This window comes from uncultured Amnibacterium sp. (assembly GCF_964250715.1).
In the GTDB taxonomy this organism is placed as follows: Bacteria; Actinomycetota; Actinomycetes; order Actinomycetales; family Microbacteriaceae; genus Amnibacterium.
Genome location: NZ_CAXUGX010000001.1, coordinates 30092 through 45064, shown reverse-complemented (window position 1 = coordinate 45064; position 14973 = coordinate 30092). Strand labels below are relative to the sequence as shown.

14 protein-coding genes are annotated in these 14973 nt (G+C 68.5%); 6 read left to right on the top strand and 8 right to left on the bottom strand.

What is annotated here, in order from left to right; all coding sequences use genetic code 11:
- Positions 1-91: 91 nt before the first annotated feature.
- Positions 92-3535 (bottom strand): helicase-related protein, encoded by a 3444-nt coding sequence (locus ACFE7H_RS00220; protein WP_375399179.1) that lies wholly within the window; start codon positions 3533-3535, stop codon positions 92-94.
- 313 nt (positions 3536-3848) lie between these two features.
- Between ACFE7H_RS00220 and ACFE7H_RS00215 the strand changes: the two genes are divergently transcribed.
- Together ACFE7H_RS00215 and ACFE7H_RS00210 are read left to right on the top strand one after the other, a co-directional pair.
- Entirely contained in the window at positions 3849-4187 is a 339-nt protein-coding gene (locus ACFE7H_RS00215) for a hypothetical protein (protein ID WP_375399178.1), read from the top strand.
- 102 nt (positions 4188-4289) lie between these two features.
- Entirely contained in the window at positions 4290-4805 is a 516-nt protein-coding gene (locus tag ACFE7H_RS00210; protein WP_375399177.1) for a DUF4145 domain-containing protein, read from the top strand.
- 54 nt (positions 4806-4859) lie between these two features.
- Here the strand turns inward: ACFE7H_RS00210 and ACFE7H_RS00205 are convergent, their stop codons facing one another.
- Complete coding sequence (locus tag ACFE7H_RS00205; RefSeq protein ID WP_375399176.1) at positions 4860-5270, bottom strand: type II toxin-antitoxin system VapC family toxin; 411 nt, start codon at positions 5268-5270, stop codon at positions 4860-4862.
- The gene (locus ACFE7H_RS00200; protein ID WP_375399175.1) at positions 5267-5503 is read right to left on the bottom strand and encodes a type II toxin-antitoxin system Phd/YefM family antitoxin; all 237 of its coding nucleotides are present in this window, start codon (positions 5501-5503) and stop codon (positions 5267-5269) included. Before ACFE7H_RS00200 ends, ACFE7H_RS00205 begins: the two co-directional genes overlap by 4 nt.
- Positions 5504-5753: 250 nt before the next feature.
- On the opposite strand from ACFE7H_RS00200, the gene ACFE7H_RS00195 reads away from it, so the two are divergent.
- The 4 genes from ACFE7H_RS00195 (at position 5754) to ACFE7H_RS00180 (ending at position 9113) form a co-directional block, all read left to right on the top strand.
- Positions 5754-7157: a DUF222 domain-containing protein gene (locus ACFE7H_RS00195; RefSeq protein WP_375399174.1), complete on the top strand. Its 1404-nt coding sequence runs from the start codon at positions 5754-5756 to the stop codon at positions 7155-7157.
- Positions 7158-7381: 224 nt separating this feature from the next.
- A complete protein-coding gene (locus tag ACFE7H_RS00190; protein WP_375399173.1) occupies positions 7382-7891 on the top strand; it encodes an SRPBCC family protein in 510 nt (169 codons plus the stop codon).
- On the top strand, positions 7888-8448 hold the full coding sequence (locus tag ACFE7H_RS00185; protein ID WP_375399172.1) for a histidine phosphatase family protein: 561 nt from the start codon (positions 7888-7890) through the stop codon (positions 8446-8448). Before ACFE7H_RS00190 ends, ACFE7H_RS00185 begins: the two co-directional genes overlap by 4 nt.
- 233 nt (positions 8449-8681) lie before the next feature.
- Entirely contained in the window at positions 8682-9113 is a 432-nt protein-coding gene (locus ACFE7H_RS00180) for a hypothetical protein (RefSeq protein WP_375399171.1), read from the top strand.
- A gap of 85 nt (positions 9114-9198) precedes the next feature.
- On the opposite strand, the gene ACFE7H_RS00175 is transcribed toward ACFE7H_RS00180, so the two are convergent.
- The 5 genes from ACFE7H_RS00175 to ACFE7H_RS00155 form a co-directional block, all read right to left on the bottom strand.
- On the bottom strand, positions 9199-10077 hold the full coding sequence (locus tag ACFE7H_RS00175) for a carbohydrate ABC transporter permease (protein ID WP_375399170.1): 879 nt from the start codon (positions 10075-10077) through the stop codon (positions 9199-9201).
- 25 nt (positions 10078-10102) lie between these two features.
- On the bottom strand, positions 10103-11026 hold the full coding sequence (locus ACFE7H_RS00170) for a carbohydrate ABC transporter permease (RefSeq protein WP_375399169.1): 924 nt from the start codon (positions 11024-11026) through the stop codon (positions 10103-10105).
- Between the two features lie 136 nt (positions 11027-11162).
- Complete coding sequence (locus ACFE7H_RS00165; RefSeq protein WP_375399168.1) at positions 11163-12461, bottom strand: ABC transporter substrate-binding protein; 1299 nt, start codon at positions 12459-12461, stop codon at positions 11163-11165.
- Positions 12462-12751: 290 nt separating this feature from the next.
- On the bottom strand, positions 12752-13429 hold the full coding sequence (locus ACFE7H_RS00160; RefSeq protein ID WP_375399167.1) for a response regulator: 678 nt from the start codon (positions 13427-13429) through the stop codon (positions 12752-12754).
- Positions 13426-14946 carry a histidine kinase gene (locus ACFE7H_RS00155; RefSeq protein ID WP_375399166.1) on the bottom strand — a complete coding sequence of 507 codons (1521 nt, stop codon included), beginning with the start codon at positions 14944-14946 and terminating at the stop codon, positions 13426-13428. The genes ACFE7H_RS00160 and ACFE7H_RS00155 overlap by 4 nt, the downstream gene beginning before the upstream one ends.
- Positions 14947-14973 lie beyond the last annotated feature (27 nt).

Here is a 14973-nt window from a genome sequence, read left to right as displayed (position 1 = left end):
TTCGAGCCTACGGACCTGATCCGACACCGCTCCGCCGCACGAGCGCGTGGTGCTGACTCAGTTCAACCCTGCCCCACCCCGCGCCACTGGATCAGAACGGCTGCGCTCCGCGTGCCCACCATTCGCTCCAGGAGAGGTTCTGGGAGACGACGTCGAAATCCGTGAGCCAACTCGGTTCAACACCATTGAAGGCGTTGCCGATGTAGCGAACCGTGTCGTGCTCCGGGCCGAGGCTGCCCACGCGCACGAGCGCGAGCCTGTGGTCCGGCGCGGTATTGAGCGCGGTCAGGACCTCTGTGCGCGTGATGGTGAAGGTGTCTGCGCCTTCGATCCGCGCCTTGACCTCGATACGAACGCTTCCGCTGTCGCGGGACTGCGAGAGGACGTCGAAGCCTGGGTTGTTGTGCAGCTGCTCCTCTGGTGTCCGACCAAGCTGGCGTTCTGCGGCCAAGACGGCATCAACACCGCGGCGCTCGATCTTCGCGCGCGCGGCAGGATCGGCGGAGAACGCACCAACGTTCGTCGCTTCGCGCGCCGCAGGCATTACGAGTGCGATCGCAGTGATGCGCGGCGTGACCGGCGCCATCGCAAGTTGTCGATCGATGAGGGCGAGGCGCGACTTCCGGCGCTGCTCGAGATCCTCAGCGCGCCGACGGAGCGTCTCGGCCGAGTAGCGGACACGCTTTCCAGCGGCCGCGTCGGCATCAGTCTTGAGCGCTTCCGTATCGAGCCGATTCACCTCCTGCGTCAGGCGTTGCGCGACGCGCTCCCTCACTCGCTCGTACTCAAGAGTGCGCCGCGTCATGATGTCTGTTGCGAAGCCGGGAAGTTGCTCGGCGATAACCCACGAGACCGCCTGCGCTTCACGCTCGCTGAGGTCTGAAAGCTCTTTTCCAGCGTCGCGCTGCGCATCGTCAGCTGGTGCGAAGTCGAGGTAGGGCGCCGCGCCTGCCTCCGTCGGGCTTTCATCTGCGCCGACAAGTGAATAGCCGAACCGCTTGCCGACGGTTTGGCCGGCCGCGTCCCGGATCTCGTTCAGCACGCCCACGAGGAGGGTCGGCTCCGTCACCGCGTCGGACGTGAGAACGGTCCCGCGATCGAGGGTTCGGCCGTGTTGATCGATCACGAGCTGGAGCACAGCATCATGCAGAGGGTGACCGGGGGCGAGCAGCTCGGCTCGCGGAGAGCCCTGAACATCCAACGCCGTGATGTCGAAGGCGATGCGTTCGTACCGACGAGAGACCGGCGCTAGTCCCGCACGCTCGCGAACTGCCGCCGGCACATGCGTGATCTCGTAACGACCCCTTTCACGCCGAGAGATGCGCCCTCCCGCTCTCTCAAAGGCCTCCAGAAACGCGTCGCGGATGAAGTGCGGCTGGAGGCGACGGGCCTTCGCGTCATCCATCTGCCGTCGGAGCGCTTCTAGATCAGAGGGCGCGAGTGCCTCGCCAGCGAGAGCATCTTCGTCGAGCAACTCCTTCAGGCCAGCCGAGACGCCCGCGTCGATCACCTCCCACATCTTGGCTCGGACGTCGGGCTGCTCCCCGTACCGGATCGCTTCGCGGAGTACGCGGGTCAGCGACAGGTCACCCAGCGACGTGCCGAGTACGTTGAAGATCTCACCGTCATAGGCAGCGCGCTGCTCGTCGATTTTGCCGAGTAGGCGGATGAAGACCTCGCCTTCCCGTGTGTTGTTGGCGACGAGGTTCCAGAGTCGGCAGACCTCTGTCTGGCCGATTCGGTGAATACGGCCGAAGCGCTGCTCGATGCGGTTCGGGTTCCACGGCAGGTCGTAGTTGACCATGAGGTGCGCTGCCTGCAGGTTCAGCCCCTCGCCGGCCGCATCGGTCGCGATGAGGATCTGCACCTCGGGGTTGGACGTGAACTCAGCGGTGATCCGGCGGCGCTCATACCGAGGCACCGCCCCATGGATCGCAACGACCGGATCGCGCTTGCCAAGGAGCAGAGTGATTCGGTTCACCAGATAATTCAGCGTGTCGCGATGCTCGGTGAAGACGATGAGTTTGCGGGACGTTCCGTCGGTGTGCGCCAGGACCTGGCTCTCAATGACTTGGCGCAGCTGCGTCCACTTGACGTCCTGCTGTGAATCGAGAAGCCTGCGTGCCTCGGCCGTGAGGCGACGTAGGTCGATGATCTCGGTCTCGAGTTCTGCTGCGGTGCGGGCGGCGGTGGCTGCGTCGACCAGCTCGTCCTCTGCCTCCTCGAGTTCCGCCGCGTCGAACTCATCAGTGTCGAAATCGGCAGTCTCGTGGTCATCACCCACGAGTGATGCGGGCGCCTCGATTGCAAGAGTCACTCCGCTGAGCAGATCGGCGCGGGTGCGCTCGAGCCGTTCCGTGCGCCGCCGGAGGGACTGAAAGATCGCTTCCGGACTGGACGCGAGGCGTCGCTGAAGCACGGTGAGCGCGAACCCGACCGTGTTCTTGCGCTTGCCCTCCAGCCGATCGGCAAGGTTCATCCCGTTACGGACGTAGTCCGTGACCTCGTCGTACAGGTACTGCTCGGCGTCCGACAACTGATACGCAACGGTCTCCGCGATGCGCTCAGGAAAGAGCGGTCGGCCTTCGAAGGTGACCAGCTTCTCCTTCACCATGCGGCGCATCAGTCCGTCCGCGGCGCCGGCCTGGGCGTACTTTCCGCCTGGACCCACGAAGCGATCGCGGTCGAGAAGAGACAGGAAGGTCTGGAAGTCCTCCTCCTTGCCGTTGTGCGGAGTCGCTGTCATCAGGAGGAAATGCCGTGACTGGTCTCGCAGCAACTCCCCGAGTTGAAATCGCCTGGAGGCCTTCAGCTCCCCGCCGAACCAGGTCGCGCTCATTCGATGCGCCTCGTCGACGACGACGAGGTCGAACTCGGCCTGAGAGATCTGATCGAGCAGTACTTCGTTCCGCGCAAGCTGATCCATGCGGGCGATGAGCAAACGCTTCTGCTCGAACACTGTGTGCCCAGGACCTGCGTCCTCGGCACCCGGAGCGAGGATCTCAAAGTCGAGACCGAACTTCAGTGCGAGCTCGTCCTGCCACTGCTCCACAAGCCCGCCCGGAGCAACGATGAGGCAGGTCCTGACGTCCTCTCGGAGGATGAGCTCTTTGATGTAGAGCCCGGCCATGATCGTCTTCCCGGCTCCGGGGTCATCGGCGAGGAGGAAGCGCAGCGGTGTGCGAGGCAGCAGCTCGCCGTACACGGCGCGAATTTGGTGCGGCAGCGGCTGCACATCACTGGTGGCCACGGCAAGCATCGGGTCGTGAAGGCCCGCGAGCATGATGCGCTGAGCCTCAGCAGCAAGCCTGAAGTCCCGGGCATCCGCGTCGAACGGACGCCCCGCCTCCAGGTGCAGTGCGAGCCTCGCTTCGTCGGGCCGGTACACGATGACCTGGGTAATCGCGCCGCTTGACCCCTTGTACGTCACCTCGACGGCGTCAACGCCTCGCATCCACGCCGCGATGATGTCAACGGGACCGACGGGGTCGATCCCCGTCACCTGCGTCTGGGCTTTGAGGTCCTCGAGCTGCACGTCGCTTCTTCCACTAACGATCCCCGAGCCCGCGCAGTCGCGGAGGTCTTGACCGTAAGCAACCACCGTACTTTCGGGGTGCTCGAGGCGTTGCCGACTCGCCACGCCCGATGCGGTTGCGTCAGGGAGGCATCTCTGCGTGCTCGAGCCCAGCGAACAACTGGCGACGTTCCGCTTCAATGCCACACGTCGAGCGCGTCAGGGACCAGAGCGACGATCAGCTTCTCGACCACCAGCGCCTCCAGCGCCCATCAGACCGCCGCGCGGGTGAGCTTCGCCGGGCGCCGCCAAGCGGTGGTGTCTTGTCGCCAGATTGGACCGCAGTCTGGGCAGCGGTAACGGCGACGAAAACCTGCAGAATGGTCGGCCGCCATTCGAACGGCTCGCACGCAGGGCCCCGCTCCGCACCTTCGCGCGAACGACCCACACCATCGACTGCGAAGAGCCTCGTTACTGTCGCATCGTGCCCGCTACTGACGACCGTGCTCCGGGACTGCGCAAGGCTTCGTTCGACTGCCCGAACTGCGGTGCGTTCGCGCATCAGACCTGGTGCGCGCTCGGTCGCGACGACGAGGATGGGTATAACGAGGCCGGCGAGTTCGTCCCGAGAAGCTGGGACAACATCTGCAACACCGAAGCCGAACTCGCGTAGAACCCGCGACCGGCGCCGACCGGCGGTGTCGACATAATTAAATTCTTCGCCACTCGAGTGTCGAACGCGGACTGGACGCAGGCCCAGTGCAGCGCGTGCGGCATGTTCTCCACCTGGCGCGGGAATCACCTGGTCTACCCGGCCGCCAGCACCGTCGCGGTACCGCACGAGGACATGCCCGATGATGTGGTGCTCCTCTACAACGAGGCTCGCGCAGTTGTCGGTGTCTCCCGTCGCGCCGGTGCCGCCATGGCGCGCTCCACGCTGGAAGTCTTGCTGCGCCAGGTGCTGCCGGACGCCACATCACGGCTGCGGCTCGTTGACTTGATCGATCTGGCGGACGCGAAAGTCAGCAGCGGACTCGGTGACCTACTGACCTACGTTCGCCACGTGGGGAACTCGGCGGTGCATGTGGATGAGGTGCCCGACGACACCACTGTGCTCGTGCTGGACAGGTCTACGACGGAGGCGGTCGACGCCATCTTTACGGCTATCAATGGGGTCGTGGACGAGTTCGTCACCAAGCCGAAGCAGACCGCGCGGTTCGCGGCGCTGATTCCGGAGAGCGTGCAGAAGGACGTGGACGCGCGGAGGGCGAAGCGGGACCAGCACCAATAGCCGGCCCGGGAGTCAGCGGCCGTTGAATTTTCGATTCTGCCCCAGCAGATACTTTCAGAAGTAAATTGGGGCGAGCTCGACCTCGTGCACGGTGAGGCCAGTGATACCCGAGAAGTCCTCCGGACTCGCGGTGTACACGTCGAGGCCGGTCGACACCGCGATCGCAGCGATGAGGGCGTCGTACGCCCGTGCCGCGGGCTTGCGGCCGGCTCGGCGGAGATCGGCTGCGACCCGCCCGAACGCCCGAGCTGCCGCATCGTCGAACGGCAGCGATTGGAAGTCGGCCTCCGCCTGCTGCAGATGCGCCTGCCGCACCGCCCGTTCGCGTTCGGTCTTGGCTACGAGCGGCCCGACCGACAACTCCGCGAGCGTGATCGCGGTGACAACCGGCTCGTCCGGCAAATCCCGCGCGTCGACGAGATCGCCGAGCGCGACGACCACTGAGGTATCGAGGACGCCTCTCACAGCGACGGGTCGATCAGTTCGTCGATGTCCGAGCGCAGTGCGTCGAGGTCGAACGACGGAAGCGTCCGCCGTCGAGCGATCAACTCGGTCGCGGACACCGGACGACGCGCCAGCGGACGAAGCTCGGCGACCTCTGTCCCGTCCTTCGTCACGATCAAGCGCTCGCCCGATCCCACGCGATCAAGCACGTCTCCGCCGTGATTCCGCAAGTCGCGAACGCTGATTCGATCCATGCGGCGAAGGGTATCACCGCCGTATCACCGGTGATACAGCAGTAGTTGGCTGTCGTTGTCGACATGAGTACCGCCGCGCCTCGGATGGCGCTCGATGCATGCGCCCCTCCGCCCGGTAAGCGCGCCCTACCAGTCCAGTGCGCGGAACTCAGAATCGCCAGAAGTCGTGAAGGGAAGTCCCTGTTAGGGAGTGGATATCGGCGCCCAACCACTGTCGGTGGGTGGTGGCAGTGTTCGGGGTGTGGAAGCGGTGGTGGTGTCGACGCGGGAGGCCCTTGCGGTCGTGCTCGCGGCACCCCGCGTGCGCCGGACGTTCGCCGATGATGAGCTGCTGGCTGAGGCGGAGGCGTGGGAGGCGATCGGCCGGGTGGCCGATGCCCGGCGTCTCGCCGTGGCGGCCGAGATCGACCAGCGCTCCCTGCCCGGTACGGGGTTGGACGGGCTCGCGCAGCGGGCTGGCGATCGGACCGGGGTGGAGCATCTCGCCCGTCGCTTGCGGATCGACCCGCGGGAGGCGACCCGTCGGGTGAAGCTCGGGAAGGTCCTCGCGCCGGGACTGACCCTGACCGGGGAGGAGTTGCCTGCCCGGTTCCCGGCACTCGCCGAGGGCGTCCAGCGGGGTGACATCGGCGTCGATTCCGCCCGTGCGGCGACCGAGGTACTGACCCGTGCGGCTCGGCGGGCGAAGGCGACCGACATCGATCGGGCCGATCGGGTCCTCGCCGAGCGGGCGGCGGTGCTGCCTCCGGAGGAGTTGCGGGAGACGCTGCAGCGGGTGGAGGCGTGGATCGACCCCGACGGGCCGGTGCCCACCGAGGTGGAGCAGCGGCGGGCGCGGGCGTTCCGGCAGGGGCGCCTGCGGGAGGACGGGACGACCCGGTGGACGCTGGACACCATCGGTGAGGACACCGCCCTGATCCGCTCCGCGCTGACCGCGCATCGCCGAAAGTCCACCTGGCAGCACGGGACGACCGAAGCCAGCGACGACGGGGTGACCGGGACCCCGGATGAGCCGTGCTGGCATGAGGCCGCCGAGGAGCCGCGCACGAAGCCCCAGTTCGACCACGACATCGTGCTCGGCCTCGTCCGCGCCGGTATCCGCGCCGAACAGGACGGCACGGGTGACTCCGGCAGCACACCCCACGAGGTCGTCGTGCACGCCACCGTGTCCGACCTGACCCAGCACGCCGGGTCCGGGTGGGCGGAGGAGGTCCTCGGCCGGTTCTCCATCCCCACCATCCAACGGCTCACCTGCAGCGGCACCACACGACTGCTGGTCACCGACGACCACGGCGAGGCACTCACCCTCGGCCGGCGGACTCGACTGTTCACTCCGGCACAGAAACGCGCGATCGCCGCACGCGACGGTGGATGCGCGTGGCCGGGGTGCACGGCACCGGTGTCGTGGACCGACGCCCACCACGTCGAATGGTGGCATCGGGATACCGGACCGACCGACATCACCAACGGGGTACTGCTGTGCTCCTTCCACCACCACCTCGCCCATACGACCACCCGGTGGAAGATCCGGATGCACCAGGGCTTCCCCCACCTCGTGCCATCCCACTGGACCGGACCACCCGAACCACGACAACAGATGGGACGACGACGCACAGCACCCTCAACCGATCCACCACTTCGCTCGTCGGCCTGATCGACGCCGGGCCGTACTGTGCGTGGCTGCGTGGCCAGGGGGCCGCCGTCGCTAGCGGTAATCAGGTCGCGCTTGCGCTTGGGCACTGTGACGAACTCGGCTTGAACGAGCGCAGTTCGATGAGTGCGCCTGTGACCAGCCCGGCGGCAGTCGTTCCCGGCTGCTGCGTGCTCCCCGCGGCGCGGCACCCCTTCGACTAGGGAATCCGCGCCGAACATCCACCCATGCCCCTCTTCGTGCGGCCCGCCGTCGGGCCCTCCTCCACCGTGTCGGCGCGCAGCGCGCTGCCGCCCGCGCGGGCGCTCGAAGTCATCGCGCCCATCAGCCTGCCCGCCACCTGGACCGGGTGGGGGCCGTTCCCGGCCGTGCTCAGCGTGGAGGCGCAGACCGGCGGCTGGGATGCGGTCGGGCAGACGCGGCGCCCACAACTGGCCGACGACGGCGAGGTGACCGAGACGATCATCGAGTACACCGCGGGCGTCGGCTTCGCCTACGAGCTGACCGGCTTCACCGACGTGTTCGACCGCATCGTCGTCGGCGTGCGCGGCGAGTGGACGTTCACGCCAGACGGCGACGGCTCGATGGTCCGCTGGACCTGGGAGTTCAAGCCCCGATTCGGACGTCGGCCGATCGTGGCGGGTGTCATCGTGCCGCTCTATCGTCACTACATGCGACAGATCATCCGAGCGACGGTCCACCTCGCCGAGCGGGGCAGCGGGTCGTCCCCCGCGTGAGCACGTCGTACTTCATCTCGCATACCCCGGCAGCGATCACGCCGAACCTCCCGGTCGATCAGTGGCACCTCAGCGAACTCGGGCAGCAGCAGGCCGCCGAAGCGGCGACGCTGCCGTGGATCGCAGACGTGCAACGCTTCATCAGCAGCACCGAGCCGAAGGCGATCGAGACCGCCCGCATCCTCATCGGCGCACGCGATCTGCAACTCCAGACCGACCCCATGCTCGGTGAGAACGACAGGGCGTCCACGGGCTACCTGCCGAAGACGGAGTTCGAGATCACCTCGGACAAGTTCTTCTCCCGACCCGAGCAGTCGGTACTCGGATGGGAACGCGCGATCGACGCCCAGCGGCGCATCATCGCGGCGATCCGCCGGCTCGCGGCCCTCTCATCTGTCACGACGGCGTACGTCTCGCACGGCGCCGTCGGCAGCCTGCTGCTCGCCGATCTGCTCGGCAGGCCCATCAGTCGCAGGCTGGATCAATCCCGCGAGGGCAGCTTCTACGTCTTCGACCCCGACTCCTGGCAGGCCGCCGGCGGCTGGCGGGCGCTGTAGCAGCGGCCGAGCGGCGTCACTCCGGCCTGGACCCGCGAACAATTCAGGCGATCGCGAGGAATGAAGGAGAAATCGGGCCGATCCGGGCTGCGGTTCTCGACATCGCCTGAATTCTTCGCGGCGGAGGGGCAGGCCGGGGGCCGGAGGAGGGGACGACGCGCGGGGACGACGCGCGGGGACGGTCGGCGGCTGGCGGCGGGGATGGTTCACGACGGGGGCCGACAATGGGGGCGATGGATGCACCGACCGCGTGGCACCGCCTCTGCGACCTGATCGACGACGACGAGCACCTGTGGCCCGGCGTCGAGGCCGCGCTGCGGACCTCCGACGACCCGTGGGAGGCGCTGATCGGCGGGCTCGACGACGCCGGCGCGCTCGCGTACCTGGACACCGCCGACACCGGGATGGAGCTCACCGACGCCCTGGCGCAGCTGCCGCGGGTGTTCGCCCTGCAACCCGACCTGGACGAGGTGACCGACACCGACGACCTGGGCGCCGCGATCCGGGCCGCCGACTCCGTGCTCGCGTCGGCGCAGCTGCGGCTCGTGGAGCTGGAGGAGTCGGATGCGAACGCGCGGGCGCTGGTCGTCGTCCCCGCCGACACGCTGGCCGAACTGGAGCGCCTGGCCGCCTCGGTCGACCACCCGCTGCTGCTCCCTCACTGAACCCCGGGCACTGAACCCCGGGTACTGAGTCCGGGTACTGAGTCCGGGCGCCGCCTCCGTCGGTTCAGAGACGACGACTTCCGGATCAGCGGATGCCGCTCCGCGCGAAGCCCTGCACGAAGTAGCGCTGGAAGACGAGGAACAGCACGACCATCGGCACCACGTCGATGAGGGCGAACGCCATGGTGCTGTTGTAGTCCGGCCCGTTCTCGCTCTGCAGGTACAGCAGCCCGATCGGCAACGTGAACAGCTGGTTCTGCTTGAGCGCGATCAGCGGCCAGGCGAAGTCGTTCCACGACGTGAGCAGCGTCATGAAGAACAGCACCGCCAACAGGGGCTTCGACAGCGGCAGCACCACCGAGCGGAACACGCGCAGGTGGCTGGCCCCATCCAGGCGCGCCGCCTCGATCAGGTCGCGCGGGATCGAGAGCATGAACTGGCGGGACAGGAACACCCCGAACGCGCTTGCCGCGGTCGGCAGGATCACGCCCCAGTAGCTGCCGTAGATGCCGAGCGCGGTCACCAGCTGGAACAGCGACACCATGATCACCTGCACGGGCAGGGTCAGCGTCGCGACAGCGGCGAGGAACAGCAGGTTGGAGCCGCGGAAGCGCAGGTGGGCGAACGCGTAGCCGGCGAGCGTGTTCAGCACGACAGTGAGGATCGAGACGCTGAGCGAGATCGCGATCGAGTTGCTGAACCAGGTGGCGACGGGGAACTCGCTGAGCACTCGGGCGAAGTTCGCCGTCGTCAGCGAGGTGGGGATCAGGCGCAGGGTGCCGCCCAGCAGGTCGGCTCGGGTGGACAGCGCGACGACGAGCATCCAGTACAGCGGGAAGATGATCACGACCGCGATGACGATGGCGACGAGCGTGCGCACGACCATGCCGAGCCGTCCCCGGCGGGCCGTCCTCGGCCCGCGGGCCGTGCGCGGGCGCGCGACGGCGATCTCTGCGCCCGTCATTCGGTGCCCGTCATCTCGGTGCCGGTCATTCGGTCAGGTCCCGAGTTCGGCTGGTGCGCCAGCGGATCACCGTGAAGGCGACCGCGACGACCAGCAGCACGATCCCGATCGCTGCGGCGTAGCCCTGATCGCGGGTGACGAATCCGTTGTCGTAGGCGTAGGTGACCAGCACGCTCGTGGCGTCCTGCGGTCCGCCGCCAGTCAGGACAAAGACGATGTCGAACACCTGGAACGACCAGATCACGTCGATGACGACCAGGAAGAACGTCGACGGACCGAGCAGCGGAATGGTCACGTAGAGCAGCCGCTGCCAGCCGCGAGCGCCGTCGAGGGTGGCCGCCTCCTGCAACTCCTGGCCGATGCCCTGCAGCCCGGCCAGGTAGATGAGCATGTTGAAGCCCACGCGCAGCCACAGCGTCACGAGCACGACGGCCGCGAAGGCGGGCACGGAGCCCGACTCCCAGCGCACCGCCGGCAGGCCAATCGCCTGCAGCAGCCCGTTCAGCACACCGGCGTTCTCATCGAAGACCAGCTTGCCGATCAGCGCGGAGGCGACGCCGGAGACGGCCATCGGCAGGATCAGGATGGAGCGGAACACGGCGCGCGCCGGCAGCACCGTGTTCAACAGGAGCGCCGCGAGCAGGCCGAGACCCATCGACAGGGGCGTCACGAGCACTGTGTAGATCGCGGTGTTGAGGCTGGAGCGCCAGAACAGCGGATCACCGAAGAGCCGCACGTAGTTGCCGAGACCGATGAAGGCGCCCGACCCGAACCCGTTGGTCCGCTGCGCCGAGAGCACGAACGTGCCGACCAGCGGTACGAGCACGAACAGGGCGAGCAGCAGCAGGTTCGGTGCCACGAACCCGTACGCCGCCCGGTCGCTCCGGGGTCCGCGCCGGCGACGGCGGGGCGGTGCAGACCTGCCGAGGGCGACCCCCGCGGCCGTCATATCCCGGTCCTCATACCCCGGCCCTCATGCTCCGGCCCTCATGCTCCGGCCCTCATGCTCCGGCCCTCACGACCCGGCCCTCATACCCGGCCCACCATGTTGCGGCCCTCACGACGCGGCCCTCATGCTGCGGCCCTCACGATCCGACGGCTGTCGTGATGCCCGCCGCTGCTGCCGACGCGGTGGCTGCAGCGCCACGACCGCCGACGAAGGCGGTGTCCAGTTCCTTCTTCAGCACCGTGATGATCTTCGACATGTTCGGCGACGCCACCTGGCCGGAGTCGCTCGCCTGCACCGTGCTCGCCTGCCCGACCGAGACCTTGGAGAGCTCGGGCCGCACAGTGAAGTCGATGCCGCCGGAGACCAGGTCGCGCCGGGTGGGCAGCAGCGAGGCGCCCGCGCAGAACGCACGCATCTGCGCCTCCTGCGTCACGTAGTCGAAGAACGAGCCGATCACGTCGGCCTTGGCCGCGGCCTGCTTGGTGGCGACCAGGGCGTTGCCGCCGAAGTCGCCGCCGTGCCGCACCTTCTGGGGCGCGAACGTGGATGCCCACTCGAACTTCAGCTTGCTCGTGTCGGGGATCGCGAACGCACCGGAGAACACCATCGCGACGGTCTGGTTGGCGAAGTCGTCGGCGGCGTAGGTGGTGGAGCCGATGGAGTCGTTGCGTGGGACGAACTGCTTCGTGAAGAAGGACTTCGTGAAGTCGATCGCCGCCCGACCGGCCGCGGAGTCGATCGCGGCCGTCTTCAGATCCGCACTGAGGAACCGGCCGTTGTTCTCGAACAGCCAGTTCAGCCACCGGGTCACTCCGTTGCCCTGCCAGTTGTAGGCGAAGGGGTAGCGGTTCTTCGGCTGCTTCGCCTTCAGCTTCGCGGCGACGGCCGTGAACTCGTCCCACGTCCAGGCGTCGTCGAGGGTCGTGGGCACACTGGTGACTCCGGCGGTGTCGAGTGCGGTCTTGTTGTAGAAGATCACGTTGGTGTCGGTGTGGTGCGGGATGCCGAACTGCTTGCCGCCGTTCTGCACCGCGGCCCACGCCTGGGGCGTGAAGCGGTCCTGGAAGCCCGACGGCACGTGACCTGAGAGGTCGAGCAACTGCCCGGCACCGGCGTAGCTGCCGAAGGTGTAGTAGGGGACGCGGAAGATGTCCGGCGGGTTGCCCGCCTGCAACTGGGCGTCGATGTTCGTGAAGATCTGCTCGTACGGCACCGCGTTCAATGCGACCTTGGTGCCCGCGTGCGCCTTCTCGAAGCCGGCGATCAGCGTCTTGAACCCGGCGAGCTCACTGTCGGTCCCCCACGTGGTGAACGTGATGGTCTTGCTGCCGGTGGAGGGCTTCGACGCCGCCGGAGCGAAGCCGCAGCCGGCGAGCGCGAGCGGTGCCGAGAGCACTCCCGCCGTGGTGAGGAAGCGGCGCCTGTTCAGATCCATCGATCGGTCTCCTCGGTGCTTGTGCTGCTCATGGCTTGTGCTGCTCATGGCTCGTGCTGCTCATGGCTCGTGCTGCCAGGGCTCGTACTGCTCACGGCTCGTGCTGCCACCGGCCGACCGGGTCGACCGGCGCGCGACGCTAACAGCGGAGTGTCCGCGTCCCCTGCGAAGGAGCCGCTCATCCGCCCGGCGCGGACGTCGCGCACGTGATCGGGACTGACACTTCGCGGCGCCGCCGAGTGCCAGTTCCGAGTGCCTGTGCTGCCGGAGGGGCGGGCAGGGGTGGCGGGTCAGGACTGGTCGGCGCCCGGGGTCAGCAGGCCCGACTCGTAGGCGATGATCACCAGTTGCGCACGGTCGTGGGCGAAGAGCTTGGTCATCGTGCGGTTCACGTGGGTCTTCGCGGTGGCCGGGGAGATGACGAGCCGCTCCGCTATCTGCTGGTTGGACAGCCCGCGGCCGACCAGTTCGAGGATCTCCGTCTCCCGCTCCGTGAGCTGTGCGAGCTGCGCCTGCGCGGAACCGGAGGTGGGCGGGCGCGCACCGGTCAGGGACCGGCGGATCAGGCTGCGCGTCGCGGTCGCCGACAGCAGCGCCTCCCCGCGGTCGACCAGGTGGATCGCCCGCATCAGGTCGGCCGGCTCGGTACCCTTGCCGACGAAGCCGCTGGCGCCCGCGCGCAGGGCCTCGACGATGTAGTCGTCCTCCTCGAAGGTCGTGAGGATCAGCACCTTCGTCGCCGCCAGGTCGTCGTCCGCGCAGATCGCCCGCGTCGCTCCGATGCCGTCGAGCACCGGCATGCGGATGTCCATGAGTACGACGTCCGGCTGCAGCCGGCGGGCCTCGGCGACGGCGACGGAGCCGTCCGAGGCTTCGCCGGCCACGGTGAGCCCCGGCTCGTGCTGGATCAGGTCCCGGACCGCGGTGCGGATGAGCGCCTGGTCGTCGACGATGAGGACGCTGGTCACTGCGTGCGCACGGGGTTCGCGGGCACGGGGTTGGTGGGCGCGGGGCTGGTGAGCGCGGCGTGGACAGGTGCAGCCTCGACGGGTGTGGCGTCGGTCGGCATGCAGGCAGCCGGCCGGCCGCCGACGGGCACGCCCTGCGGCGGGGCGCTGTCGACTGGGGCGCTGTCGTCGGGGGCGCTGTCGGCCGGGGCGAGCGGCAGGGTCACGGTCAGCCGGAAGCGGCCGCGGGCGTCCTGCTCAGCCCGCATCTCGCCCCCGGCTGCGACGACGCGCTCGCGCATGCCGGTCAGCCCGTTGCCCGGCCGCACCCGGCGGGCTCGCTCGGCGGCGTCGTTCTCCATCGTGATGACGAGGGTCTGTTCATGGGCGCTCCTTGCAGACAGGGCGTCGGCGGACAGGGTGACCGTGAGCCGGATGGCGTGGTCGGCGCCGTGCTTGTGCGCGTTCGTCAGTCCCTCCTGGATCACCTGGTAGGCGACCACGCCGACCGCGTCGGTTACCCGAGTGGCGGCCGGGTCCACCGCGAGCTGCACCCGCAGGCCGCTCTGCTCGAACAGGGCCACCAGCGCGTCGAGGCGGCCGAGGCCCACCTGGGGAGCGAGGGACGTCGCCGCGCCACCGGTCGCGCGCAGCAGCGCGAGCAGGTCGCCGATCTCGGTGATCACGCTGCGGGCGGCCTCGCGGATGGCGGCGAGCGCCTGTTCCGCCTCGTCCGGCCGATCCCGCAGCCCTCGCGAGGCGACGCCGGCCTGCAGGTTGATGACCGCGATCTGGTGCGCGACCAGGTCGTGCAGGTCGCGCGCGATGGCCAGCCGGTCCTCCGCGACACGGCGGCGCGCCTCCGACTCCCGCGTCTGCTCGGCCCGCTGGGCGCGTCCCGTGATGGCGGCGATGGTCGCGCGCCGGGCGCGGGCGGCGGCGCCGATGCCGGCGGCCGCGGCGACGATCGCGATGAGCTGCACCGCCCGCGCGCTGAGGAACGCGGCCGGAGCGAAGGCGGACGGGGAGAAGGCGGACGGCACGGCCGTGGCCAGGTTTGCGAGCGGCAGCAGCACGGCGGAGCCGATCAGGAGTGGGAGCGCGACGCGTCGGGGTCGGCTCAGCGTGACGGCGTACACCGAGACAGCGACGGGGATGACGAAGGCGGGTGTCGACAGCCCGGCCAGCGCCGCTGCGCAGGCGATCACGACGGTGGCGATCAGCGCACACACCGGCCAGCGGCGCCGCGCCGGCAGCACGAGCGCGCCGAGCAGCAGCACCGGAATGGCCCGCAGATCGGGCGGCTGCAGCTCGACCACCCCGGGCCCGCCGATCGGCGCGAAGCCGCTTCCCACCACGACGACCGCGATCAGCAGATCGATCGCCCACGCCGGCGTGCGTCGGCGGCGGAATCCCGGCAGCGACTCCGCCCACGGCTCCGACGACGACTCCGACGACGACTCCGACGCTGACGAGTCGGGCCGTGACTCCGGCTCGGACGGGTCGACTGCGGTACCGAGGCTCGACTTCGCCGTCATCGCGAACCGTCCTTTCCGCCGTCGGTC

Excerpts from the sequence above, each read along its gene's own strand:
- ACFE7H_RS00170 (WP_375399169.1), bottom strand. The coding sequence starts at position 11,026 with ATGACGGCCGCGGGGGTCGCCCTCGGCAGGTCTGCACCGCCCCGCCGT.
- ACFE7H_RS00200 (WP_375399175.1), bottom strand. The coding sequence starts at position 5,503 with ATGGATCGAATCAGCGTTCGCGACTTGCGGAATCACGGCGGAGACGTG.
- ACFE7H_RS00210 (WP_375399177.1), top strand. The coding sequence starts at position 4,290 with ATGTTCTCCACCTGGCGCGGGAATCACCTGGTCTACCCGGCCGCCAGC.
- ACFE7H_RS00190 (WP_375399173.1), top strand. The coding sequence starts at position 7,382 with ATGCCCCTCTTCGTGCGGCCCGCCGTCGGGCCCTCCTCCACCGTGTCG.
- ACFE7H_RS00175 (WP_375399170.1), bottom strand. The coding sequence starts at position 10,077 with ATGACGGGCGCAGAGATCGCCGTCGCGCGCCCGCGCACGGCCCGCGGG.
- ACFE7H_RS00155 (WP_375399166.1), bottom strand. The coding sequence starts at position 14,946 with ATGACGGCGAAGTCGAGCCTCGGTACCGCAGTCGACCCGTCCGAGCCG.
- ACFE7H_RS00180 (WP_375399171.1), top strand. The coding sequence starts at position 8,682 with ATGGATGCACCGACCGCGTGGCACCGCCTCTGCGACCTGATCGACGAC.
- ACFE7H_RS00165 (WP_375399168.1), bottom strand. The coding sequence starts at position 12,461 with ATGGATCTGAACAGGCGCCGCTTCCTCACCACGGCGGGAGTGCTCTCG.